This window comes from Ruegeria sp. BC8 (assembly GCF_056535705.1).
The window spans coordinates 196,339-220,388 of record NZ_JBQFIV010000002.1; the positions used below are offsets into that span (position 1 = coordinate 196,339).

The window sequence follows — 24,050 nt, forward strand, 5'->3', positions numbered from 1 at the left end:
CCAAGCGACCGGAAAGAAAGCGTTTTCAATTCTTCTCGGTCTGTGCCAGTTCTGGCGTCGCGGGATGCGTGCCGAAACATGGATCGACCAAGTGCCCAGTGATGACCTCAACAGTTCGGAACAGGCCGTGCGTCAGGCGATTGGGGCGTATTCCAGACGCGTCTGGCGGTTTGCGCTGGCTCTGTCGGGGGCGCAGGATGTTGCCGACGACTTGACCCAGGCCACTTGCCTGCGCGCGTTGGAGCGCAGCCATCAGGTTACGCATACTGATCGGTTGGATTCGTGGCTGATGACGATCTGCCGGTCAATCTGGTTGAACGAGCTGCGGGCGCGGACCGTGCGCAAGTCTCAGGGGTTGGCCGCAACGCCGGACGCCGAATTGATCGCGCCGGGTACCGACGCCGAAATGAATATTTTTGCGCGGGAAGTGTTTACACAGGTGATGCAACTGCCCGAGGCGCAACGCGAAACGGTCATGCTGGTCTTTGTCGAGGGCTACAGCTATCGCGAGGCCGCCGCGTTGCTGGAGGTTCCGATTGGTACGATCATGAGCCGGCTTTCCAATGCCCGCAAGAAACTGCAAGCTGCGATGCCGCAGGATTACGGTGCGTCCGACCGACGGAGGGACTCATGACCTTTTCCGACGATACGCTTAAGTCCTACCTGCAAGGCTCATTGGGGTCTGAGGAGAGCGATGCCATCGAGGACGCTGTTGAGAATGATCCGGAACTGGAGCAGCGCCTGATGGATCTGGATCCGATCGCGCCGGTGGTTCGCGAGGTGTTCCGAGACATTCCCGCCGCCGCGCCACAAGTTGAACTGCCGCCTAGGGTTCCGGCTTTGGCGGGGCTCTGGCGCCTGTTTGGCGTCGCGGCTGCCGCGGCCGTGTTGGCCGTATCTCTGACCATTTGGCTGACCCGCCCACAGCCGATGGGATGGGCAGAACAGACGGCCTTATACCAGTCGCTTTACACGGCGGATTCGATTGCAACGCTGGAATACCCGCCGGCGCTCGTCGACGCCCAGATCTCATTGGCCGAAGAGAAACTGGGCCGCCCGCTGAACCGGGATTCGCTTGAAGGTTTGCCGGGGCTGGAACTGAAGGCCGCGCAGGTATTGTCTTTCAAGGGCAAACCATTGGTTCAGATCGTTTTTGCCGACGCTGATGGCAATCCCTTTGCGCTGTGCGTGATCCGCCAGGGCGATGGCGCGCCGAATTCAGAGTTGAAGCAGGAAGTCCTGAGCGGGCTTGCAACGGCCCGGTGGGCGCGCGACGGATACGGATACATGCTGTTGGGGAACCGGCCGGACAACGATTTGACCGTGCAGCTGGATTACCTGGCCCAGACATTCGCCGGCTGAGCCGCCTTGCGCGAAACCTCTTGTGAACCGGTGCGATTGGCCGAACAATGCATGGCATGACGACCAAGGCCACGAACCCGGACCCGAACGAGGACGATGTCCTGGACGGGCCGCGCAGCATCTATGACGTCGATCCGCCGGACGACGAAGACCTTTGGTTTCTGCCGCCCGAAGATGCAGCGGCGCCCGAGGACATGTTGCCGCCGGGTCCGCGTGCCGATCGGGGCGCTTTGTTTGATCCGCGGGACTGGCGCGTAGCTCAGGCAGAAGTGGCGCAGGGCTTGGCGGATCTGACCTTGACCTTCGGGTCCTTGGACGAGCGGTTGCGCAGTGGTCCAAAGGGATGGACCCACCGGCTGGCCCTGATGGACGTATCCGATCTGGGGTGGTGGACCGGTGACCGGATCAGTGTTGATCGGCTTGCCCTGTGGACCGGATTGCGTATCGGAGCCACCGGGGACGATGTGCAAGCATTGTTTCGGGCGGGTTGGGCGGTTCGGCGACTGACTTCGGGCGCAGGGCCGTCGGACGGCGGCTGGCAATCGGGACTGGCCGCCTTTCTGGACCGGATGGCTCAGGGGATAGACGAAGTCCCAGAGGCGGTCGCAGATTTGGCCGAAGTGATGGATAGCGCACAAGCTCTGCACCCTGTTACGCAGTCGGCCATTGCCTTTCACGCGTGGCGCGCGCTGTCGCAAGGAATGGGACAGGATACCGAAGCAGCGGTGATCGCTGCGCGGCATGCGGCCACGATGGGTCGGGGCGGGGCACTGTTCATGCCGCTGGCACTGTCGGGCCCCGGGGCGCTGCGCGGCATCGGCACACCAGAGGAAAAACTCAACGCTTGGGTTCGTGGGGCAGGGCAGGCGGCCTTGGCCGCGCTGCTGCATTTGGATCGCGTCAGCGCGTGGGAGGCCCGGGCACGCGAGGCCACCAAGGGTCTCAGCGGGCGGACGCCGCCGGTCCTGATCGATGTGCTGACCGCATGGCCCATGGTATCTGCGCCATTGGCCGAGGAGTTGACGCAGGCATCGCGTGCAGCCGTGCAGCGCAATCTCGACAAGTTCACCGAACGTGGGTTGATCCGCGAAGTGACCGGGCAGGGCCGTTATCGGGTTTGGGCTGCCGCGCTGTAGTCCAACAACCATTCACGGAACGCGCGCGCGGGTGGCCGCAATGTGGCCCGTGAAGGGTAGATCAGGTGGTAGGCATCCCGGCCCGGCACGGCCACCTCGGGCAGACATGGCACCAGGCCAGACATCCGCATGATCCGGTCAGACGCGGGCGCGCGGGCCAGGGCGATCCCGACCCCTTGCGCGGATAGCTCGGCCGCCATCACTGAGTTGTCCGCGAAGAAATACTGAGCCTGCCCGGTCGGCAGCCGCAGGGCTTCGAACACGTGCGGCCAACTGGCCCTGTGGGTCGAAACCTCGATCAACGGAAACCGGGCCAGATCCAGCGGAGTGCTGATCTGGTCGGCAATGTCCGGTGGTGCCACGGGAAAAAGGGTCTCGGTCAACAGCATGTCACCTTCGGCGCCGAACAGCGTCGGGTTGCCGAACACGATCTGCAGGTCGGTAAAACGATTGGCGAAGTCGGCCATCCGGTTCCCTGTCGTCAGGGACAGGTTGATCTGAGGATGGGATTTTTGGAACTGGGTCAGGCCCACCGCAAGCACCCCTTGCGCGAACAACAACACGGATTGGACATACAGCCGTTGGTCCCGGGTCTGGCCGAACAGGCCGGTAGTGGCTGAGTCCAGCATCACCAGCGATTGCTGCACGACCGGCAGGTACGCCCGCCCGGCCTCGGTCAAAGTGACGGCATGGGCATGGCGATGAAACAGCGGCGTGCCCAGACGAGTTTCCAGCGCCTTGACCTGTTGGCTGACAGCGGCGGCCGACATGTTTAGCTGGGCGGCAGCACGGGCAAAGCTTTCGGTGCGGGCCGCGGCCTCGAAAACGCGCAGCCAGTTGAGAGAGGGGATGCGGGTCGACATGGCAATCAGGCTAAGCTGAACTTGTCCTGACAGGCAAGGCTTTGCGTTCTCGTCGCAAGACCGGTTCGGCTAGGCTGTGCGTGAACCGATCCGAAAAGGTGCACCCATGCCCGACATCCAAGACCTGGCCCGGCACAAACTGACCCCATCGCAAGCAGCGCAATACTGGGAAGACGGCTTCCTGTTTCCGCTGGATATTCTGTCTGCTGACGAGGCCGCGCAGGTGCGCTCGGAACTCGAGCAGATTGAACGCGACTGGATGGCCGCCGATCTGCCTCTGCCGCTGAATACCTACAAGCGCGTGAACTCACACCTCGTCATGCCTCTGGCGGCGCGACTGGCCATGGATCCGCGTATACTGGATGCCGTCGAAGGCGTCTTGGGTCCGGACATCATGATCTGGTCGGCCGAGTTTTTCATCAAAGAGCCGCGCACCGTCCAGACAGTTGGCATGCATCAGGACCTGACCTATTGGGGGATGGGCGAGACCCCGGATCAGGTTACGGCCTGGCTGGCCCTGTCGCCGGCAACCGAGGAAAGCGGCTGCATGGATTTTGTCCGGGGAAGTCACAAGAACCCAATACTTCCGCACAATGATACCTATTCCGAGACCAACCTGCTGTCGCGCGGGCAGGAGATTGCGGTCGAAGTGGCCGAGGAAGACAAAACCAATATCGAACTGGCGCCCGGGCAGATGTCACTTCACCACGGGCTGACCATTCATGGCTCGGGTCCGAACCGGTCGGACGATCGGCGTATCGGGATGGCCATCCGCTATATCAGCCCGAATGCGAAGCAGTTGGTGGCGGACCGCGACTACGCGATGGTCGCGCGCGGAGAGGATCGGCAGGGAAACTTCATCCATGTCGATCCGCCCGCCACCCTGTTTTCCGACGAGTCGCTTGCCCTGTACGAACAGGTGCGCCGCGATCTGGGCAAGGCGCTGGCAGCTGGGGCCAAGGCCACCGTTCCACTCTATGATTGAGCCGGGTTCGAAACTCAAAGGCCAGGGGATTGGACGCCTAGCGCCCAACCCCGACATAGGTTTCGAAACCAGATTTCTTGACCTTGTCGCGTGAATAGATGTTTCGCAGGTCGACCATGCGTGGAGATTTCATCTCAGCGGCCATCTGCGTCAGGTTCAGCGCGCGGAACTCGTTCCATTCGGTCAACAGAACCACTGCGTCCGCGTCCTTGGCTGCGGCATACGGGTCTTCGACCCACTCTACACCCGGCAGCAGAGCCTCACCCTCGGATCGGCCCTGAGGGTCGACCACGCGAACTTTGGCGCCGCCACCGATCAGGGCGGGCACGATGGTCAGTGATGGAGCATCGCGCATGTCATCGGTGTTGGGTTTGAACGTCACCCCAAGAACCGCCACGGTCTTGCCGTTGAAACTGTCGTCGCAGGCTTCGCGGATCTTTTCGATCATGCGTTTTTTGACCTCGTCATTCACGCGCATGACGGTTTCGGTGATCTGCATTGGAAAGGCATGTTCCTGTCCGATCCGCGCAAGCGCCGCGGTGTCCTTGGGAAAGCATGATCCGCCGTAGCCGGGGCCGGCATGCAGGAACTTGTTTCCGATTCGCCCATCCAAGCCGATGCCGCGCGCCACTTCCTTGACGTCGCCACCGACCCGCTCGCACAGGCCAGCGATTTCGTTGATGAATGTGATCTTGGTGGCGAGAAAGGCATTTGCCGCATATTTGATCATTTCGGCGCTTTCCAGATCCGTCGTCAGGATCGGAAAATCGCGCAGGTAAAGTGGGCGGTAGATTTCGGCCATCACCTCGGCGGCGCGGTCGTTTTCGACCCCCACAACGACGCGGTCCGGACGCATGAAATCGTCGATCGCAGCGCCTTCGCGCAGGAATTCCGGGTTCGAAGCGACATCAAAATCAGCCTTGGGGTTGGCTGCTGCGACAACTTCCTGAACCTTGCGGTTGGTCCCGACCGGAACCGTGGATTTGGTCACCACCACGGTGTAGCCATCCATCGCATGGGCGATTTCCTCGGCCGCTGCCATCACATAGGTCAGATCCGCATGGCCGTCGCCGCGGCGGGTTGGAGTCCCTACAGCGATAAAGACGGCATCCGCGCCCTTCACCGCATTCGCCAGATCGGTGGTAAAGCTCAGCCGGCCGGCGGCCACGTTCTTGGCCATCAGAACATCCAGTCCCGGTTCGTAGATCGGAACCTTTCCGTCCTGCAGCATCTGGATCTTAGCTTCGGCCTTGTCGACGCAAATGACGTCATGGCCGAAATCCGAGAAGCACACACCCGACACCAGACCTACATATCCGGTGCCGATCATCGCAATACGCATTATTCAAATTCCCTTGTTACCAATGCCACCTCGGGCGGCCACACATTCGGAGAAACTTCCGCCGGTTTCAATGCCTGACAGTGGCCTCGGGTTGCATTCCATGACATCTTGCTGTTTTTGGGGCGACAAATGGGCGTCCATGAAACTGGTGGAACAAACTGATGACCAAAAAAGCGCTGATCACCGGAATTACCGGACAGGACGGGTCTTACCTGGCCGAATTTCTGTTGGCAAAGGGCTATGAGGTTCACGGGATCAAGCGTCGGGCATCCTCGTTCAACACCCAGCGGATTGACCACATTTATCAGGACCCCCACGAGCCTGATCCGAAGCTGCGGCTGCACTACGGCGATTTGAGCGATACCTCGAACCTGACCCGCATCATCCAAGAGGTTCAGCCCGACGAAGTCTACAATCTGGGTGCCCAATCTCACGTGGCCGTCAGTTTCGAGTCTCCGGAATACACCGCGGATGTCGATGCCATCGGCACCCTGCGTCTGCTTGAGGCGATCCGGTTCCTGGGACTTGAGAACAAGACCCGGTTCTATCAGGCGTCAACTTCGGAACTTTATGGGCTGGTCCAGGAAACTCCGCAGCGCGAAACGACCCCGTTCTATCCCCGCTCGCCCTACGCGGTGGCCAAGCTGTATTCGTATTGGATCACGGTCAATTACCGTGAGGCGTACGGGATGTATGCCTGCAACGGAATCCTGTTCAATCACGAAAGCCCGCGCCGCGGCGAAACCTTTGTCACCCGTAAGATCACGCGTGGTCTGGCCAACATCGCCCAGGGCCTGGAGAAGTGTCTTTACATGGGAAATATCGACAGCCTGCGCGATTGGGGCCATGCCAAGGATTACGTGCGGATGCAGTGGATGATGCTGCAGCAGGACAAGCCCGAGGATTTCGTTATTGCCACCGGCAAGCAGTATTCCGTACGCCAATTCATCGAATGGTCGGCGGCCGAGCTTGGGCTCACCTTGGAGTTTTCGGGCAGCGGTGTGGACGAGGTCGCAACGGTGACGGCGATCGACGGCGACAACGCCCCAGCGCTGAAACCCGGCGACGTGATCATGCGGATCGACCCGCAGTATTTCCGCCCAGCCGAGGTGGAGACGCTGCTGGGTGACCCGTCGAACGCCAAGGCCAAGCTGGGTTGGGAGCCGGAGCTGACCGTGCAGGAAATGTGCGCAGAGATGGTGCTGGAAGACCTCAAAACCGCCAAGCGTCACGCCTTGTTGAAAGAGCATGGGTTCGAATTGCCGGTCAGCCTGGAAAACGGCTGAGGAGGCAGAAATGCGCAGGATCTACATCGCCGGACATCGTGGCATGGTGGGTGGAGCAATCCTGCGCCAGCTCAAGGCGCGCCAGGCCGATGGCGAGGCGCTTGAACTGGTGACCCGAACCCATTCCGAATTGGATCTAACCGATCAGACGGCCGTCCGCGCCTTCATGCAGGCCGAGCGCCCAGACGTAGTGATCCTGGCCGCTGCCAAGGTGGGCGGGATCCACGCCAACAACACATATCCTGCAGATTTCATTTACGAAAACCTGATGATCGAGTGCAACGTGATCCATCAGGCTTTTGCGGCTGGCGTACGGCGTCTTCTGCAGCTGGGCAGTTCCTGCATCTACCCGCGTGAGGCTGCGCAGCCGATGCGCGAAGACGCGTTGCTGACAGGTGTTTTGGAGCCGACGAACGAACCCTATGCGGTCGCCAAGATCGCCGGGATCAAGCTGTGCGAAAGCTACAACCGTCAGCACGGGGTCGACTACCGGTCGGTCATGCCGACCAACCTGTATGGGCCGGGGGACAATTTTCACCCTGAGAACAGCCATGTTCTGCCAGCACTGATCCGCCGCTTCCACGAAGCCAAACGCGACGGGCTGGACGAGGTGCTGATTTGGGGAACTGGCAAGCCGCGGCGTGAATTCCTGCATGTCGATGACATGGCCGAGGCATCGCTGTTCGTAATGGATTTGCCGCAGGACGTGTATCAGGCCAATACGCACCCCATGCTGAGCCACATAAACGTGGGCTGCGGGCAGGACGTTTCGATTGCCGAACTGGCCGCACTGATCGCCAGAATTACCGGGTATTCCGGCCAGATCACGCAGGACACCACCAAGCCAGATGGTACGATGCGCAAGCTGATGGACGTTTCCCGGTTGGCCAAGATGGGCTGGAAGGCACGCATAGGTCTCGAAGATGGTATCCGCGAGACCTATGCTTGGTTCCTTGATCAATCGGCCGACGACCTGCGGGCCAAATAGGCACCCGGCCCAAAGACCGGGTGCGTTCGGTGATCAGAACCAGCGACCGATGGCCGCGACTGTCGGGCTTGTCGCTGCCGGATCTGACACCGCCGACAGAATTTGCCACGCTACCTGCGTTTCGGTCGGCAAATCGAAGCTGATGAACCGTCCCAGAGCATTACCGCTGCCGCTTAGGGTCGGAGTGCTGCCCACAGCAAAAGGCGCGGGGAAAGTCCAAGTATTCTGGGCGCTTGCAAACAGTGGCCCCATGCCGGCAGTACAGGCCACCGCACTCCCCGCGAGGGTGCAGATCTGGGTTCCGTCCGCGAAACGAACGAATTCGCCGTTTGCATTTGCGCCGCGTTCGATCACCGCGCCGGTCGGGGTCCCGTCAGACTGCGTCACCTGACCCACGAGGTTGCCGGGGCCGTATCCGTAGTCGGCTCGCATCAGCCGTCCGGGTGTTACATCTTCAGGGTTGGCTTGAACGGCCGCGCCACTGATCGTTCCCGATGTGGCATCCACGCGCACCACCTCGGTCCAAGAGCCGCCGTCCGGTGAAACCTTGATGGAAAAATCGGTGCTGCCCGCAAGGCCCATCTCAGCGTGGCCGGTCCAGTTGGACTGAAACAGGAGGGAGGCCGTGTCAGTCGCGCTCGCCTTGTTGATCTTCAACTGGTGGCCGCTCCCGTCGTGGCTCAGCAATGTGGCTGGGCCTCGTACCGACAGGCGGTTGGTCGGATCGTATCCGGTTGCGACCCCGACCCCGGCAAGGTTCGCAGTATTGACCGGAGGATCGACCCATCCGCCGTTGTCCCAGACCTTGAGCGCGGCGCCGGCTTGGTCCCAAACGCGCCATCCGTTTGCCGGCGTGACAAAGACCCAAGCATTGTCCAGCCAAGCCGCGAGTTGCCCAGGCTTCCCCGCCCAGGCGCCTGTCGGGCTGGCCCCCAAGCCGTAGATGGCACCTTGACCTGGTGCCGCAGGTGGAATGGTTTCATCCAGAGCCACAACACTCAGCTGCACGATCAGGTCCAGCTGCCGCAGCGCTTCGTTGTGGGTGACGTGTTTTTGCGCCTGTGAGGGTTGCAGAAACGGCAGATTCAAACGGGGGGTGATTTGGGACACGGGCGGGATCCTCCTTGGGCCATCGATTCACGGAATTCGCTGCGCGCCACCCTGCCGCGGATGGGATGAATCCCCGCTTTCACGTGCGAACGACACAAAAAGGATTTGGTTACTTGTGGATTTCCAAATACGAAACAAAGCCGCCCTTTTGGGGCGGCTGTGGATATTTTTAGTATGGAGGTCGGTCAGCTGATTCTGACCTGTACGCCCAAAGCGTGAACCGTTGGCGACCGGAGCCGCGGTGTTCAGCCAGGATCAGTTGCGGGCGTAGACATCCTCGTACCGGATAATATCGTCCTCTCCGAGGTAGGCGCCGGTCTGAACCTCGATCAGGACCATAGGCACCTTGCCGGGGTTTTCCATGCGGTGAACCGCGCCAAGGGGGATGTAGACAGACTGGTTTTCGCTGACCAGACGAACCTCGTCATCGATCGTGACCTTGGCGGTACCTTCTACGACGATCCAATGCTCGGACCTGTGGTGGTGGGACTGCAGGCTCAGGGCCGCGCCGGGGTTTACGTGAATCCGTTTGACCTGGAATCGTTCGCCCACGACCAGGCTCTCGAACCAGCCCCAGGGGCGATGGTCGACCGGCAGAGCTTCGGCTTGCGGTGCCCCTTTGGCCTTCAGGGCGGCCACGGCCTGTTTGACATCCTGTGCCTTGTCCATGCTGGCCACCAGAACGGCATCCGGCATGGCCACAGCGATCATGTTCTCGAGCCCCATGGCCACGACTTCTTGGGAGGCTGACTCGGACCGGATCAACACGTTGTTACAGTCGATCGTCGTCACCTCACCGGTGGTCGCAACGCCGTTTTCGTCGGGGCTGCTCAGCTCCTGGACGGCCGACCAGCTGCCGACATCCGACCAGCCGGCGGCATAGGGAACAACGCTCAGGTTTTTGGCCCGTTCCATGACCGCGTAGTCGATCGATATGTCTTCGACTTTCCCCCAGGCCAATGCGTCCAGTCGCAGAAAGCCAAGATCGGCCTTCGCGTCCTCGACTGCAGTCTGTACCGGCGGCAACAATTTGGGTGCATGATCCTGGAATGCAGCGATGATGTCGCGCACCGCAAACAGGAAAATGCCGGAATTCCACAGGTAACTGCCATCGGAGATCATGGCCTTGGCCCGATCCAGATCGGGCTTTTCAACGAAATGGTCCAATGCGACCGCAGCACCTGTCGCGTCGGGCGCAGCGCTGAGCTTCAGATATCCATATCCGGTTTCCGGCCGGTCCGGAGTGATCCCGAACGTCACCAGATGGCGGTCCCTCTCGATGGCGGTCACACCTTGCGAAACCGCCGCGTGGAACGCGGATTTGTCGGGCACGACGTGATCGGACGGCGCCACCAGCATCAAAGCATCCGGGTCTACCTTCGACAGGTAAAGCGCGGCCGCCAAGACCGCCGGAGCCGTGTTGCGGCCCTCAGGCTCAATAAGGATAGGACCGGGGTCGACACCAATGGCGGTAAGCTGCTCGGTGACGATGAAGCGGAACGATTCATTGGTGAGTATCAGGGGCTTGGCGTACGGTGCGTCCTTGGGCCCTCGCATCCGGTCCGCACAGTCCTGCAACAGGCTGCTGTTTCCGACCAGAGGCACGAACTGTTTGGGATAGCTTTTTCGGGACAGCGGCCAAAGCCGGGTTCCGGAGCCGCCGCACAGAATGACAGGATAGATGGTGGTCATGACGAATGGGCTTTTCGGCTGGTTTTCTGACGTTTTATCGCAGTCATCACAGGGTGGGTGAAGGACCGCCGCTTATTGGGCGGCCCGACCTGTGGCAACAATATCATTCAGATAGGCGCTCAGGTCGTCGCGCAGGTCATTCCGGGCCAGGGCAAAGGCCACGGTGGCCTGCAGGAAGCCTGCCTTGGATCCGCAGTCGAAGCGTTGACCATCAAAGCGGTATCCGAAAACCGGGACACCGTTGCCGATGTCTTCGGCGATGGCATCGGTCAGCTGGATCTCTCCGCCGCTGCCTTTCTTCATTTGATTGAGGTTGTACAGCACCGACGGCCCCAAAATGTATCGACCGATGACCGCCATGTTCGACGGTGCCTCGTCGGCCTTGGGCTTTTCAACCATGCCGCGGGCGCGGATCACCTTGCCGGAACTGTCGGCGGCGTCCAGAATCCCGTACGAGCTGGTTTTTTCGGGTGCGACCTCCATCGCGGCGACCATGTTGCCGCCGGTTTCCTCATAGGCCTCGACCATCTGCTGCAGGCAGGGTTTGTCGGCCGCAATAACGTCGTCCGGCAGCATGACCGCGAAGGGTTCATCGCCGATCAGACGGCGAGCGCACCAGACGGCGTGTCCCAGCCCCAGAGCCTTGTGTTGGCGGATATAGGCGATAGCACCGCTTTCCATGTTGGTGTTCTCGAGAACCTCCAACAAATCATCCTTGCCTTTGGCCTTCAGCTCCTGCTCCAGCACGAGATTGTGGTCGAAATAGTCTTCGAGCGCCGATTTCCCGCGTGATGTGACGAAGATGAACTCGGTAATACCCGCAGCGCGGGCTTCGTCGATGGCATATTGAACGAGAGGCCGGTCAACCAGCGTCATGATTTCCTTCGGAACGGATTTCGTTGCCGGAAGAAACCGGGTGCCCAATCCTGCGACAGGGAAAATCGCCTTGGTGACCTTGCGTGACATGTGACCTCTCAAATTCAAAAACTTAGCCGCCGGACGTGGTGCATCCGGGGCTTCCTCTTAGGCTGCGAAACCGGATCAATCAATGATGCCCGAAAAAACAGGCCGAAAACGACCGAAGGGTGCCATTTGGTCATGGCAAAGTCAAAACACCCTGTTCCAATAACTCTGCCCTAACGGCAAGAACCCCGAAGCCGGTTGTCCGGCTTCGGGGACAGGATCAAGCACTCGCCATGATCGCTTCCAGCGGATCATGCTCGGCCACGAAGTGACCAGGCGCAATCTCGCTGAGCGCGGGAACATAGTCGGTCTGACCCGCCGCCAGACGGCTGGGCAGGAACCGCAGCGCCGCCTTGGGGTCCATGGGCGAGGGCAACTCGCCCGGCAGTTTCAGCCTTTGGCGGCTGCGCTCGACATCCGGGTCCGGGATCGGTACCGCCGAGATCAGCGACTGCGTGTACGGGTGAACCGGGTTCGCGCAGATCACCTCGCCATCGCCCAGCTCGACGATGCGACCCAGATACAGAACCATGATCCGGTTCGACACCGCGCGCACCACCGACAGGTCGTGGCTGATGAAGATCATCGACAGACCGAACTCCTGCTGCAGTTCCTTCAGCAGCTGCACGATCTGCGCCTGGATCGACACGTCCAGCGCCGAGACCGCCTCGTCGCAGATGATCAGCTTGGGTTTGTTGATCATCGCCCGGGCGATGCCCACGCGTTGGTTCTGCCCGCCCGACAACTCGTGCGGGTAGCGGTTGATCATGTTGGCGTTCAGGCCGACCCGTTCCATCATCTCGGCGACCATCTGCTTGCGCTCGCGCTCGGTCAGGTCCGGGCGATAGGTCTTCAGCGGTTCTGCGATCGAGGCGGAGATCGTCATCCGCGGGTCCAGGCTGGCCAGCGGGTCCTGGAACACGATCTGCAGATCCTTGCGGTACTTGTTCAGCTCGGCCCGTTTCAGCCCGACGATCGGATGGCCCAGCCAGCTGACATTGCCGGCGCTCGGCTCGATCAGCTGCAGCACGGCGCGGGCGAGGGTGGACTTGCCGCAGCCCGATTCACCGACCACGCCCAGGGTTTCACCCTTGCGAATGTCAAAGCTGACGCCGTTCACCGCCTTCAACGGCACCTTGCGGCCGAAGATGCCGCCCGGAACGTGGATCGGGAAATGCACCTTGACGTCATCGACCTTCAGCAGCGGTGCCTCGTCGGTCTCCACCGCCTTGGGCGCATCACCCGCGTCGATGCGGGGCATGGCCTCGATCAGGGTGCGGGTATAGTCGTGCTTGGGCGCGTGAAAGATCTCGCGCGTGTCACCGGCCTCGACGAACTCACCCAATCGCATGACCTGCACCCGGTCGCACATGCGGGCCACGACGCCCATGTCATGCGTGATCAGGGCGATGGCCGTGCCTTCGTCCTTTTGCAGACGTACCATCAGGTCCAGAATGTCGGCCTGAACGGTCACGTCCAGCGCGGTGGTCGGTTCGTCGGCGATCAGCAGCTTGGGATTGCACAGCATCGACATGGCGATCATCACCCGCTGGCGCATCCCGCCCGACAGCTCGTGCGGGAACTGGTCCAGACGGCGCGCAGCCTCGGGGATGCGCACGCGGTCCAGCCATTCCAGGCACCGTTGCCGCGCGGCCGAACCCTGCAGGCCTTCGTGCACCTGCAAGACTTCGCGCATTTGCTGGCCAACCCGCAGATGCGGGGTAAGGGCGGTCAGCGGGTCCTGAAAAATCATGCCCACGTCATCTCCGCGGATCTGGTTCAGCTTGTTCACGGGCAGGTTCAGAATTTCCTGCCCGTTCAGCAGCACCGACCCGGTGGCCCGGCCCGCCGGCGGCAGCAGCCCCATCGCGGCCATGAAGGTCTGGCTTTTGCCCGACCCGCTTTCGCCGACGATGCCCAGGCATTCGCCCGGAGCGATGTCAAAGCTGATGTTCTTGACGGCCTCGACCACCCCGTCGGGCGTGTCGAACTGAACGCTCAGGTTCTTTACGGAAAGCAGGCTCATGTCAGCGGTCCTTCGGATCCAGTGCGTCACGCAGGCCATCGCCGATGAAGAACATCGTGATGATGATGGTGACGTAAAATGCCAGGGGGTACATCAGTTGCCACAACGTGCCGTAACCCATGGTTCCGGCGCCCTCGGCGATCAGACGACCCAACGAGGTATAGGGTTCGGAAATCCCCAGCCCCAGGAACGAGATGAAACTTTCCGTCAGGATCATCTCGGGCACCAGCAGCGAGGCATAGACGATCACCACGCCCAGCAGGTTGGGCAGGATGTGGCGGTACATGATGGTGAACTCGCTGACACCGGCGGCACGGGCGGCCTCGATGAACTCGCGGTTCTTCAGGGTCAGGGTCTGGCCGCGCACGATCCGCGCCATTGTCAGCCAGCCCACCGCACCCAGCGCGATGAACAGCATGAAGAACGACCGCCCCGCCACGACCAGCAGCAGGATGATGACCAGCGTGGCCGGAATGGCCAGCAGGATGTCGACGAAGCGCATCATCACGCCATCGACGCGCCCGCCGATATATCCGGCGGCGATGCCATAGCACGTGCCCACGATCAGCGCGGTGGCCGCCCCGATCAGACCCACCAGCAACGAGGTTGTGGTGGCCTGGATGACCCGGCTGTACAGGTCGCGCCCCAGATCGTCGACGCCGAAATAGTGCCCTGTCTCGATGGACGGCATTCCCATGCCGGCCACGTCGCCCATGACGTTCCAGTCGATTTCCTCGTTGCTCCAGTCGGCAAAGTAGGGCCCGATGATCGTGAACAGAACGATCAGGCCCAGGATGAACACGCTGGCCATGGCGGCCTTGTTGCGGACAAAACGCATCCGCGCGTCCTGCCAAAGCGAACGTCCCTGAATGACCGTGTAATCGGTGATGTCTTCGGCCAGATGGGCGGCTTTCTGAGATTTTCCAAGCATTTGCCTGCCCCCTCAGTAACGGATTTTCGGATCGAACCAGGCATAGGCCAGGTCGGTCAGCAGGTTCACCAGAACGGTCAGCACGCCATAAAGGATCGTGACCCCCAGCAGCACGGCATAGTCGCGCGACAGGGCCGAACCCACATAGGCCTGCCCCAGCCCACCGGTCGAAAAATAGATGTCAACGAAGACCGAACCGGTCAGCACATAGACGAAGACCGGCCCCAGATAGGACACCACCGGCAGCAGCGTGGGTTTCAGCGCATGGCGCCAGATTACGGTCCTGGTGGGCAGGCCCTTGGCCCGCGCGGTGCGGATGAAGTTCGAATTCAGAACCTCGAGCATCGACGACCGCGTGATCCGCGCGATCGAGCCCATGTACGACGTCGCAAGCGCAATGACGGGCATGATCAAATATTGCCATTGGCCCCCGTTCCAGCCGCCGCCCGGCAGCCAGCCCAGCCACAGGGTGAAGGTCAGGATCAGGATCGGGCCCATGATGAAGTTCGGCAGCGCTTGCGCGGCGATGCCCAGACCCACGGCGAAATAATCGATCCAGCTGTTGTGGCGGATCGCGGCGGCGATGCCCAGCCCGACGCCCACCAGCGTGGCCACGATGAAGGACAGCATCCCGTAGGTCAGCGAAATCGGAAAGCCCTGCGCGATGATGTCGTTCACGTCGCGGTCCTTGAACTTGAAGGACGGGCCGAAATCGAAATGCACCACGATGTTGTACAGGTAATCCCACAGCTGTTTCCACAGCGGCTGGTCCAGCCCGTAGCGCGCCTCGATATTGGCCAGAACCTGCGGCGGCAACGGTCGCTCCGAGGTGAAGGGCCCGCCGGGCGCGAAGTGCATCAGAAAAAAACTGGCGACGATCAGCAACAGGATCGTCGGAACGGCGATCAGCAGTCGCCGGATGACATAGGCAAGCATTTCATGCCCCCAATTATTGGCCCTGCCCCAGAGCATGTCCGGGGCAGGGCGCGATCAAAGGATGATGATTACTCGGCGATCTTGTAGAGGTTCTTCGAGTACCAGTTCTGCTCGACGTTGTTCACCGGCCAGTTCCCCACGTCGCTGTCCATCATGTAGACACCGGCGTAGTGGTAGATCGGGATTACAGGGGTTTCCTGTGCGATGATCCGCTCAACCTCGGTGTACAGCGGGGCCGGATCGTCCGAGGTTTTGGCCTGAGCCAGCAGCTCGTCGACCTTGGCATTGTTGTACTTGCCGTCATTGTAGCCGGAATCCGACTGCAGCAGGTCCAGGAAGGTCGAGGCTTCGTTGTAGTCGCCGCACCATGCGCCGCGGGCCAGTTCAAAGTTCTGGTTGCCGCGCTCTTCCAGGAAGATCTTCCATTCCATGTTGGCCAGCTCGACCTGCGCGCCCAGCTTCTGCTTCCACATCTGGCTGAGGGCCACGGCGACTTTCTTGTGCGCCTCGGAGGTGTTGTAGACCATCGCGAAACTCAGCGGGTTGTCGGGACCGTATCCGGCCTCGGCCAGCAGTTCCTTGGCCAGCTCGTCGCGCTCGGCTTGCGTCATCGACGCCATTTCCACGACCGGCGGGGTGAACCCTGCGGTGGCTTCGGGCACGAAGGTATAGGCTTCGGGCTGACCGCCGGCCAGGATGTTCTCAGTGATGATCTTACGGTCAACCGCCAGCGACAGGGCCTGACGCACGTTCGGGTCCTTGAAGGCCTCGGGGCCGCCGTCGGACAGGTTGAACGTGTAGTAGTAGTTGCACAGGCGCGGGAAGCTGATCGCCTCGTTCGGGTATTCTTTCTTCAGGCGCGGAAACTGGCCTGCGGGCACCTCGGTGCGGTCCAGCTCACCGGCCAGATAGCGGGTCAGGGCCACGTTTTCATCGTTGATGACCAGCGCCACGACCTTGTCGATGATGGTGTTGTCGTTGTCCCAGTACATCGGGTTGCGCTCGCGCACCGAGCGTTCGTTGGGCAGGTGCTCGGTCAGGACATAGGCGCCGTTCGAGACGATGTTGCCGGGCTTGGTCCATTCATCGCCGAACTGCTCGATGACCTTCTGCGGGGCTGGGAAGGTGGTCGAGTGCGTGGTCATCTGCGGGAAATAGGGCAGCGGCGCGCTCAGTTTCACTTCCAGCGTGTGGTCGTCGATCGCCTTGACGCCCAGGTCGTCGACCGGCTTGTCGCCCGCGATGATCTCGGCGGCGTTCTCGATCGACATCAGTTCCATGAACCAGGCATAGGGCGAGGACAGGGCCGGATCGACGGCGCGTTTCCACGCAAAAACGAAATCATGTGCGGTGACCGGATCGCCGTTCGACCACTTGGCGTTGTCGCGCAGGGTGAAGGTGTAAACGTCCTTAGTTTCGTTGGTGGTATAGCCGGTGGCCACGCCCGGAACCAGGTTGCCGTCTTCGTCCTGGTTCATCAGACCTTCGAACAGGTCGCGGACAATCTCGGCGCCCGACACGTCCTCGACCACCTGCGGGTCGACCGAGCTGTGCTCGTCCAGCACGCGGTAGACGAAGGTCTGGTCATCGGCCAGCGGCTCGCCGGTGACCGGATGGGTGCCCGCGGCCAGCGCGGCTCCGGTGATGAAGGTCGAGCACAGCAGGCCCGCCACCGAGTTTCGAAGGATGGTGTTCATGATCTTCTCCCAATTATTGTGGCGGCGGTCTGCGCATCCATATGGGATGGCGTCCGGCGGCCCTGGTTGCCCGACATCCGCTGGGACCCGGTTCTTTTGAATTTTGGGTTGTGCCAATTCGCAAGGAACACTGCGTCGCAGCTTTCTGGATTGCAGTCGGTGAAGTGGATGCAAGAGCTTCCTCTCGCTGGCCGAGACCGTGCCACTATTTTGGGCAGGGTTAAAGCCTTCCCATGAGTCCGGATCGCCTAAAGGTAGAAAGAAACTTCGTGACGCGTGGTCGCCGAAATTTTGTAACGATGGCGTGTATCGTTGCGATATTTTCGTGCCCAGGCCGCTCGGATTGCAGCCCGAGGCGCGATCTGTTTCGGCAGAATACCGCCGCCCGCTTTCGCCCAAACAGGCGAATCGCCAGCGGTCAGGGACGCAACCGCGACTTCATGCCGGCTTCGGGGAAACAGGTGGGGCGCTGGCCTGTTTCTTCCTGCCAGCGGCCGATCGACCGGCGGGTTTTGTATCCCGGGAGCCCGTCGGCACCGCCCACGTCGTGCCCCATCGCGATCAACGCCAGCTGCATGGTCGCGATATCCGACCGGTAGAGACCGCCCACCTTGCCCCAGCGGCCTTTGAAATCGCCCACGCCATACTGAATGCGATCGCCCACATGGCCCACGAACAAGGCGTAGAGGTCGCTCATGTTGTAGTCTTTGAGAACGTAGAAATTGGGCGTTACGACAAAGGCCGGACCATTCCGGCCAGCCGGCATCATCAGGTAGCCCTCGCCGCGCAGCTCGTGTTCGGGGAAGGGGCGGCCCGATACGCGTGTGATGCCCATGGCGACCCAGTCGCGGATCGGGCGACCCTGATCGGGACCCTCAAGCGCGCAGGACACAGACGCCGGTACGGTCACCTCGAACCCCCAATCGCGGCCGCTGACCCAACCGTGCCGCGCGAGGTAGTTTCCGATCGATGCAATCGTGTCGTCAGCCGACCCCCATATGTCGGCCCGGCCGTCTGCATTGCCGTCGGCCGCGTGGTTCAAAAAGCTGGTCGGCATGAATTGGGGCTGGCCCAACGCGCCGGCCCAGCTGCTTTTCATCGCGCGGCCGTTCACGTGACCAGCCTCGACGATCTGCAGCGCGGCGATCAGTTCGCCGGTAAAATACTCCGCGCGGGTGCTCATGAATCCCTTGGTGGCCAGCACCTGGATTGCGTCATGCCGGATCGGAACCTGCCCATAGCCGCTTTCTCGGCCCCAGACCGCAAGGATGATCCGGGCGGGAACGCCGGTCTGTTCCTCGACCCGGCGCAGCGTTTCCTCATGACGCTTGGCCATACGCCGACCGCCGGCGGCGGCACCCTGAACCGAATTTGCGTTGAAATACCGGCCGGGGGACCCGAACTCGGCTTGCCTTTGCTTTTTGGGCGTCCGCGCCGGAGAGCCCGGCGGAACAAGATCGGGCAGTTCCCAATTCAGGCGAACCCCGTCGGTTGCGCTGTAAAACGTGCGGCGCGATACACCCTGCGCCCGGGCCAACGGCCAGACCTGTTTCTGCAACCAGTCCTGAAACTGCCGCTCAACCGCGGCTCGGTCCTGCGCGATCGCCGCGCCGGAAAACGCGATCAGTCCAATCAGAATAAGCAGTAAACGCATGACACAATGACTGACCCGACCCACTGGTCAAGTCAACTCGATGGTGAGGTGGTTCCCGGCTGCCGGGGAAAAACCTTGTGAAATCTGCTGACTCTGCCGATAGTTGCACCAACCTAAGGTTTGATGAGGGCGATCCGGCGTGAGCGGAAACAGGACGATACCTGCGGTACTGACAGCGCTGATCGTGGTCGTAGTGTGGTTGGGCGCGGCGCAATCGGCTCTGGCCAGCGACAGTTTCATGGATCCTCAAGGCCCTATTGCGGCGGTCCAAAAAACACACCTGGTGCGCGCAACCGCGTTGATCCTGATCGCGGTCATTCCGGTTCTGGTTTTGGTCCCTTTGATCGCTCTGCGCTATCGCCGCCGCGCGCAAAGCCCTGCTGCCTATCGGCCAAAATGGGATTTCTCGCCCATGCTGGAAACCGCGATGTGGGGTGTGCCGGTGGTGATCGTGGCGCTGCTGTCCTTTTATCTTTGGAAAGCAACCCACCGACTGGACCCCTACGCGGCCCCGTTCGGCGATGAACCGGCCCTGCGCGTGCAGGTGGTGGGGCTGGATTGGAAATGGCTGTTCATCTACCCTGATCTGGGTATCGCGACGGTGGGTGAGTTCGGGGTACCGACAAAACGACAGGTCGCCCTGACACTGACGACGGATACGGTGATGCAGTCGTTCATGGTTCCCGCCTTGGCGGGGCAGATCTATGCCATGCCGGGGATGACGACCCAATTGCATCTCGTGGCTGATGCCCCCGGACAAATGCAGGGCGAAAACACCCAGTACAACGGGCGCGGCTTCACCAAGCAAAAATTCCAGACGGTCGCGATGCCGCCCCCGGACTTCGACTCGTGGGTCGAGCGTGTTCGGCAGAATGGTATCGTTCTGGACCCGGCAACCTATCGGACACTGGCCATGCGGACGGACCGGGACGAGGTTCAGGCCGCGCTTGGCACCGCGCAGATGCCGGACAATGCGCTGTATTTCCGTCTGGATGATGGCGATCTGTTCCACAGCATTCTGGGTCGGTATCACAACGGGCAACCTCTGCCGCAGGATCAGCAACCGGGAACCGCCCAATTCGGCCAGGAGGACAAGCAATGACATCTGCCGAGTCCGGTTTCTTCGGCCGTCTGAACTGGGATGCCTTCCCCATCGCCGGGCTGATCCAGGATCCCAACACGAATGAAATCGTGGCCAATGCCGCGGCGGGCGTGGTGATCGTGGGGGTGGTCGCAGTTCTGGGACTGCTCACATGGTTTCGCCTGTGGGGGCCGCTGTGGCGCGACTGGCTGACCAGCGCGGATCACAAGAAGATCGGCATCATGTATATCGTCTTTGCCATCGTCATGCTGGCGCGCGGCGTTCTGGAAGGCGTCGTGATGCGCGCCCAACAGGCGGCCGGGCCGGGCGAAGGGTTCCTGGAAGCCGAACACTTTGCCGAGCTGTTCAGCACCCACGGCACGATCATGATCTTCTTCGTCGCGGTGCCGTTCGTGTTCGGACTAGCGAATTTCCTCGTCCCGCTGATGATCGGCGCGCGCGACGTGGCCTTTCCGGTGATGAACCAGATCAGCCTGGGCCTGACGGTTTCGGCGGGGATGATGCTGATGGTCAGCCTGGTGGTGGGTGAGTTTTCCACCGGCGGATGGACGGCCTATCCGCCCTATACCGGCGCGGCCTTCAATCCGGGTGTGGGGCCGGATTACTGGATCTGGGCGATCGTGGTGTCGGGCATCGGCACCACTCTGACGGGGATCAACTTTGCCGTCACGATCTACAAGCTGCGCGCGCCGGGGATGAAGTTCATGCGGTTGCCGATGTATTGCTGGACGATCATCTGCAGTTCGATCCTGATCGTGTTCGCCATGCCGCCTTTGGGGGTGGCGGCGCTGTTGCTGGCCGCCGACCGGTATCTTGATTTCCATTTCTTCACCAATGACCTGGGCGGCAACATGATGAACTATGCCAACCTGTTCTGGCTGTTCGGTCACCCCGAGGTCTATCTGCTGGTTCTGCCCGCCTATGGCATCTATTCCGAGGTCTTCGCGACCTTTTCGGCAAAGCGCCTTTACGGCTATAACTCGCTGGTGATCGCGACCATGTCGATTGCGGTACTGTCGTTCACCGTCTGGCTGCACCATTTCTTCACCATGGGCCAAAGCGCCCTGATCAATGCGGTGTTCGGCATCGCCACGATGCTGATCGCCATTCCCACCGGCGTTAAGGTCTATGACTGGATGGCCACCCTGTATCGCGGCCGCATCCGGTTCTCGGTGCCGATGCTGTACGGGCTGGCCTTTTTGATGCTGTTCGTGATCGGCGGGCTCAGCGGGGTGATCCTGGCCAATCCGACCGTCGATTATCAGGTGCACAATACGCTGTTCCTGGTCGCGCATTTCCACAACGTGTTGCTGCCGGGTGTCCTGTTCGGCCTGCTGGCGGGCTACAACTACTGGTTTCCTAAGGCCTTCGGCTTCCGCCTGGACGAGGCCTGGGGGCGGATATCGGTCGTGCTGTGGACGGTGGGCTTCATGCTGACTTTCCTGCCGCTGTATTTCGTGGGCTTGATGGGTATGCCGCGCCGCTCCTACAGCTGGGAGGATCCGAGCTTTCATCCCTACATGATCACGGCCGTCATCGGCGCGCTGGTCATTCTGGCGGCTTTGCTTTCGGTCGTCGTGCAGCTGTGGGTCAGCATCCGGAACCGCGAACAGAGCCGCGTTCCGGTTGGCGACCCCTGGGACGCCCGCACGCTGGAATGGTCGATCCCCGCGCCGCCGCCGCCGTACAATTTCGCGATCATCCCGCATGTCACGGACCGCGACGATTTTGCCGCCGCGAAAGAGCGTGGCGAGGCCTACCCGCACCCCGACCGGTACGAGGACATCACCATGCCGCGCAACACCGGCATCGGTTTCGTGCTCTGCGTGCTCAGCGGTGTGTGGATGTTTGCGCTGGTCTGGTGGATCTGGTGGCTGGCGGCGCTGGTGACCGTGATGATGATCCTGTCGTTCATCCTGTGGACCTTTCAGACCGATACCGAAGAAGTGGTATCTGCTGAAGATGTGCGCAGGCAGCACGAGGCCTGGCTGGACCTGGTCCGCAACGCGACCCCTGTGAACCGGGATCACGAAGGTGCTCCAGAAAACACCGGGCTTGCCCGACCGGATCTGGAGGCGGCGACATGAAGCCTGCACCAACCCACAGTTACCCCGGTCTGAACCTTGGGCGGCGTCATGCCAGCGCCCACAAGGCGACCGAAGTGGTGACCTTCGGTTTCTGGGTCTTTCTGATGAGCGACCTGGTCTATTTCGGGCTGATGTTCGGCGTCTACATCACCATGATCGACGCGCAGGCCGGTGGTCCCGGCCCGCACGAGTTGTTCGATCTCTACAGCATCTTTGCCCAGACCCTGATCCTGCTGACCAGCAGCCTGACTGTTGGACTTGCCATGCTGGCGCTGAAATACAACCTGCCGCGCGGTCGGATCGTCCTGTGGTTCGGGGTTACGCTGCTGCTTGGGCTGAGTTTTCTGGTCCTCGAGATCCGCGATTTCATGTCGATGGCGGAAAAGGGCGGCATCCCGCAGCGCAGCGGCTTCCTGTCCGCTTTCTACGGGCTGGTGCCTCTGCACGGGCTGCATGTGGCTGCGGGCTGTGTGTGGCTGGTCGTTCTGGGCATTCAACTGCGGGTCATGGGGATGACCGACCTCGTGATCTCGCGCGTGGTGCGGCTGGCCCTGTTCTGGCACTTCCTTGACCTGATCTGGATCGGCATCATCACCATCGTGTATTTCGGAGGGCTGACCTATGGATAAACGGTCCGAGATGCACAGGCGTGAGCGGCGCCGGTATGTCGTCGGCTATGGCGGCTCGCTGTTGCTGACACTGATCGTGTTTGCGATCGCCTACTGGTTCGGCATCGAGACCAAGGGTGTCTATCTTGCAATTGGGCTGTTGGGTTTGGCGCAGCTAATCGTTCAACTGGTCTATTTCCTGCATATCGACCGTCGCCGCAGCAGCCGCGAAGATCTGGATTTGGTCCTGTTCTCGACGCTGGTTCTGCTTATCATCATTCTTGGAACGGTCTGGATCCTGGGCAATCTGGCAATGCGGATGCACATGCCGGGTATGTAGCGACCGGCTAGCCCATCACCCACAGTCCCAGCCACAGGGCCAGCCAGCACAGTCCGAGGCTGAGCAGGATGTTTCCACCCGCAAGGACAATCGTCCGCTCGCGCTGCAGTTCAAGAGACTGGTAGGCAAAGCTGGAGAATGTCGTGAACCCTCCGCAAAAGCCGAAAACCAGGCGCTTTTCTTCTTCGGCCATCTCCACGGGCCCGCCGAGGTACCCGATCCAAAGCCCCAACAACAGGCTGCCCAATACGTTCACGACCAGCGTCGAGACCGGGAGGTCGTGGGTGATGGCCCGCGCGACCCAGTGGCGAAGGACTGCTCCCAGTCCGCCGCCCAGCCCAAACACCGCATGCAGATACAGGTCGGTCATTCGGCCCGCCCTCCTGAGTGGCGGCGGCGTCCGATTGCCTCGCCCAGAATGGCCGCGCCCAAACCACAGATGACTTCGGCCGCCAACGGGAAGATGACCGACCAGCCGTCGGTTTCAGCGATCCGTTCCAGTTCGGCGGCAAAGGACGAAAACGTCGACAATCCGCCGCAGAAACCAACGGCCCCGAGGTGCAGAACATGGGCATGCACCCGGCCCCGTATGGCGTAGAGCCATCCCAGAATGAAACAGGCCACGACATTGATGCCGAAGGTCGATGTCAGCAACGGCATCCCCGGAATTTCCAGCGCAAACAGTTCGCGCAGGATCGACCCAGCCGCTCCTCCGACAAAGACGGCGGCGTACATCATGGGCTTCCCCGAAACTGCCGCCTGAGTTTTGGCCAAGGACGCTTCTCCGCCTGTGGGGTTTGGATTTGGATAGCGGCTGTGCCGCCCGGGTTCAACCGCCGCAACCAAGCCACCGCAAATCCGCCCGATGCTTGGGGTGGCAGTACAAAGGCTTGCAATCAAAGGGCAACCTGCCCACGATCTATCGGGACAGGCCCGATGGGG

The 24,050-nt window shown here is 61.3% G+C and carries 22 protein-coding genes; 10 read left to right on the plus strand and 12 right to left on the minus strand.

Annotation, left to right across the window (positions count from 1 at the left end):
* Positions 1–64: 64 nt before the first annotated feature.
* The 3 genes from ACR3EK_RS18155 to ACR3EK_RS18165 are packed head-to-tail and all read left to right on the plus strand — an operon-like array spanning position 65 to position 2,498.
* On the plus strand, positions 65–634 hold the full coding sequence (locus tag ACR3EK_RS18155; protein ID WP_480634159.1) for an RNA polymerase sigma factor: 570 nt from the start codon (positions 65–67) through the stop codon (positions 632–634).
* Positions 631–1,362: a hypothetical protein gene (locus ACR3EK_RS18160; protein WP_480634160.1), complete on the plus strand. Its 732-nt coding sequence runs from the start codon at positions 631–633 to the stop codon at positions 1,360–1,362. Before ACR3EK_RS18155 ends, ACR3EK_RS18160 begins: the two co-directional genes overlap by 4 nt.
* 56 nt (positions 1,363–1,418) lie before the next feature.
* A complete protein-coding gene (locus tag ACR3EK_RS18165) occupies positions 1,419–2,498 on the plus strand; it encodes a helix-turn-helix domain-containing protein (protein ID WP_480634161.1) in 1,080 nt (359 codons plus the stop codon).
* Here the strand turns inward: ACR3EK_RS18165 and ACR3EK_RS18170 are convergent.
* A complete protein-coding gene (locus ACR3EK_RS18170; RefSeq protein ID WP_480634162.1) occupies positions 2,471–3,361 on the minus strand; it encodes a LysR family transcriptional regulator in 891 nt (296 codons plus the stop codon). The two genes, ACR3EK_RS18165 and ACR3EK_RS18170, sit on opposite strands and share 28 nt — an antisense overlap.
* A gap of 106 nt (positions 3,362–3,467) precedes the next feature.
* Here ACR3EK_RS18170 and ACR3EK_RS18175 point away from each other — a divergent pair, with 106 nt between their 5' ends.
* Positions 3,468–4,346, plus strand: a complete 879-nt coding sequence (locus ACR3EK_RS18175; RefSeq protein ID WP_480634163.1) for a phytanoyl-CoA dioxygenase family protein — start codon at positions 3,468–3,470, stop codon at positions 4,344–4,346.
* A 37-nt stretch (positions 4,347–4,383) separates the two neighbouring features.
* Here ACR3EK_RS18175 and ACR3EK_RS18180 read toward each other — a convergent pair whose 3' ends face one another.
* Positions 4,384–5,688: a UDP-glucose dehydrogenase family protein gene (locus tag ACR3EK_RS18180; RefSeq protein WP_170367380.1), complete on the minus strand. Its 1,305-nt coding sequence runs from the start codon at positions 5,686–5,688 to the stop codon at positions 4,384–4,386.
* 161 nt (positions 5,689–5,849) lie between these two features.
* On the opposite strand from ACR3EK_RS18180, the gene gmd reads away from it, so the two are divergent.
* Together gmd and fcl are read left to right on the plus strand one after the other, a co-directional pair.
* Positions 5,850–6,974 (plus strand): GDP-mannose 4,6-dehydratase, encoded by a 1,125-nt coding sequence (gmd, locus tag ACR3EK_RS18185; RefSeq protein WP_170341303.1) that lies wholly within the window; start codon positions 5,850–5,852, stop codon positions 6,972–6,974.
* A gap of 10 nt (positions 6,975–6,984) precedes the next feature.
* Positions 6,985–7,962 carry a GDP-L-fucose synthase gene (gene fcl, locus ACR3EK_RS18190; protein ID WP_480634164.1) on the plus strand — a complete coding sequence of 326 codons (978 nt, stop codon included), beginning with the start codon at positions 6,985–6,987 and terminating at the stop codon, positions 7,960–7,962.
* 33 nt (positions 7,963–7,995) lie between these two features.
* Here the strand turns inward: fcl and ACR3EK_RS18195 are convergent, their stop codons facing one another.
* The 8 genes from ACR3EK_RS18195 to ACR3EK_RS18230 all read right to left on the minus strand — a co-directional run bounded on the left by ACR3EK_RS18195 (position 7,996) and on the right by ACR3EK_RS18230 (position 18,971).
* The gene (locus ACR3EK_RS18195; RefSeq protein WP_480634165.1) at positions 7,996–9,072 is read right to left on the minus strand and encodes a DUF2793 domain-containing protein; all 1,077 of its coding nucleotides are present in this window, start codon (positions 9,070–9,072) and stop codon (positions 7,996–7,998) included.
* Positions 9,073–9,327: 255 nt separating this feature from the next.
* The gene (locus tag ACR3EK_RS18200; RefSeq protein ID WP_480634166.1) at positions 9,328–10,764 is read right to left on the minus strand and encodes a mannose-1-phosphate guanylyltransferase/mannose-6-phosphate isomerase; all 1,437 of its coding nucleotides are present in this window, start codon (positions 10,762–10,764) and stop codon (positions 9,328–9,330) included.
* Between the two features lie 72 nt (positions 10,765–10,836).
* Entirely contained in the window at positions 10,837–11,730 is an 894-nt protein-coding gene (gene galU / locus ACR3EK_RS18205; protein WP_093963131.1) for a UTP--glucose-1-phosphate uridylyltransferase GalU, read from the minus strand.
* 217 nt (positions 11,731–11,947) lie between these two features.
* Positions 11,948–13,753: an ABC transporter ATP-binding protein gene (locus ACR3EK_RS18210; protein WP_480634167.1), complete on the minus strand. Its 1,806-nt coding sequence runs from the start codon at positions 13,751–13,753 to the stop codon at positions 11,948–11,950.
* Position 13,754: 1 nt separating this feature from the next.
* Positions 13,755–14,684 (minus strand): ABC transporter permease subunit, encoded by a 930-nt coding sequence (locus tag ACR3EK_RS18215; protein WP_480634168.1) that lies wholly within the window; start codon positions 14,682–14,684, stop codon positions 13,755–13,757.
* Between the two features lie 12 nt (positions 14,685–14,696).
* On the minus strand, positions 14,697–15,620 hold the full coding sequence (gene oppB, locus ACR3EK_RS18220) for an oligopeptide ABC transporter permease OppB (protein WP_170367374.1): 924 nt from the start codon (positions 15,618–15,620) through the stop codon (positions 14,697–14,699).
* 68 nt (positions 15,621–15,688) lie between these two features.
* Positions 15,689–17,317 carry a peptide ABC transporter substrate-binding protein gene (locus ACR3EK_RS18225; protein ID WP_093963729.1) on the minus strand — a complete coding sequence of 543 codons (1,629 nt, stop codon included), beginning with the start codon at positions 17,315–17,317 and terminating at the stop codon, positions 15,689–15,691.
* A 418-nt stretch (positions 17,318–17,735) separates the two neighbouring features.
* Positions 17,736–18,971, minus strand: coding sequence for a lytic murein transglycosylase (locus tag ACR3EK_RS18230; protein WP_480634169.1), 1,236 nt, complete (start codon positions 18,969–18,971; stop codon positions 17,736–17,738).
* A gap of 139 nt (positions 18,972–19,110) precedes the next feature.
* Between ACR3EK_RS18230 and ACR3EK_RS18235 the strand changes: the two genes are divergently transcribed.
* Genes ACR3EK_RS18235 through ACR3EK_RS18250 form a run of 4 tightly spaced genes read left to right on the plus strand, consistent with a single transcriptional unit; the run spans position 19,111 to position 23,108 of the window.
* A complete protein-coding gene (locus tag ACR3EK_RS18235; RefSeq protein WP_480634170.1) occupies positions 19,111–20,073 on the plus strand; it encodes a cytochrome ubiquinol oxidase subunit II in 963 nt (320 codons plus the stop codon).
* Positions 20,070–22,160 carry a cbb3-type cytochrome c oxidase subunit I gene (locus ACR3EK_RS18240; RefSeq protein ID WP_480634171.1) on the plus strand — a complete coding sequence of 697 codons (2,091 nt, stop codon included), beginning with the start codon at positions 20,070–20,072 and terminating at the stop codon, positions 22,158–22,160. The genes ACR3EK_RS18235 and ACR3EK_RS18240 overlap by 4 nt, the downstream gene beginning before the upstream one ends.
* Positions 22,157–22,789 carry a cytochrome c oxidase subunit 3 gene (locus tag ACR3EK_RS18245; RefSeq protein ID WP_093963125.1) on the plus strand — a complete coding sequence of 211 codons (633 nt, stop codon included), beginning with the start codon at positions 22,157–22,159 and terminating at the stop codon, positions 22,787–22,789. Before ACR3EK_RS18240 ends, ACR3EK_RS18245 begins: the two co-directional genes overlap by 4 nt.
* Positions 22,782–23,108 carry a cytochrome o ubiquinol oxidase subunit IV gene (locus ACR3EK_RS18250; protein ID WP_254435610.1) on the plus strand — a complete coding sequence of 109 codons (327 nt, stop codon included), beginning with the start codon at positions 22,782–22,784 and terminating at the stop codon, positions 23,106–23,108. Before ACR3EK_RS18245 ends, ACR3EK_RS18250 begins: the two co-directional genes overlap by 8 nt.
* 7 nt (positions 23,109–23,115) lie before the next feature.
* Here ACR3EK_RS18250 and ACR3EK_RS18255 read toward each other — a convergent pair whose 3' ends face one another.
* Both ACR3EK_RS18255 and ACR3EK_RS18260 read right to left on the minus strand, forming a co-directional pair.
* On the minus strand, positions 23,116–23,478 hold the full coding sequence (locus tag ACR3EK_RS18255; RefSeq protein ID WP_170341325.1) for a fluoride efflux transporter FluC: 363 nt from the start codon (positions 23,476–23,478) through the stop codon (positions 23,116–23,118).
* Entirely contained in the window at positions 23,475–23,846 is a 372-nt protein-coding gene (locus ACR3EK_RS18260) for a fluoride efflux transporter FluC (RefSeq protein ID WP_244952444.1), read from the minus strand. Before ACR3EK_RS18260 ends, ACR3EK_RS18255 begins: the two co-directional genes overlap by 4 nt.
* Positions 23,847–24,050: the final 204 nt, after the last annotated feature.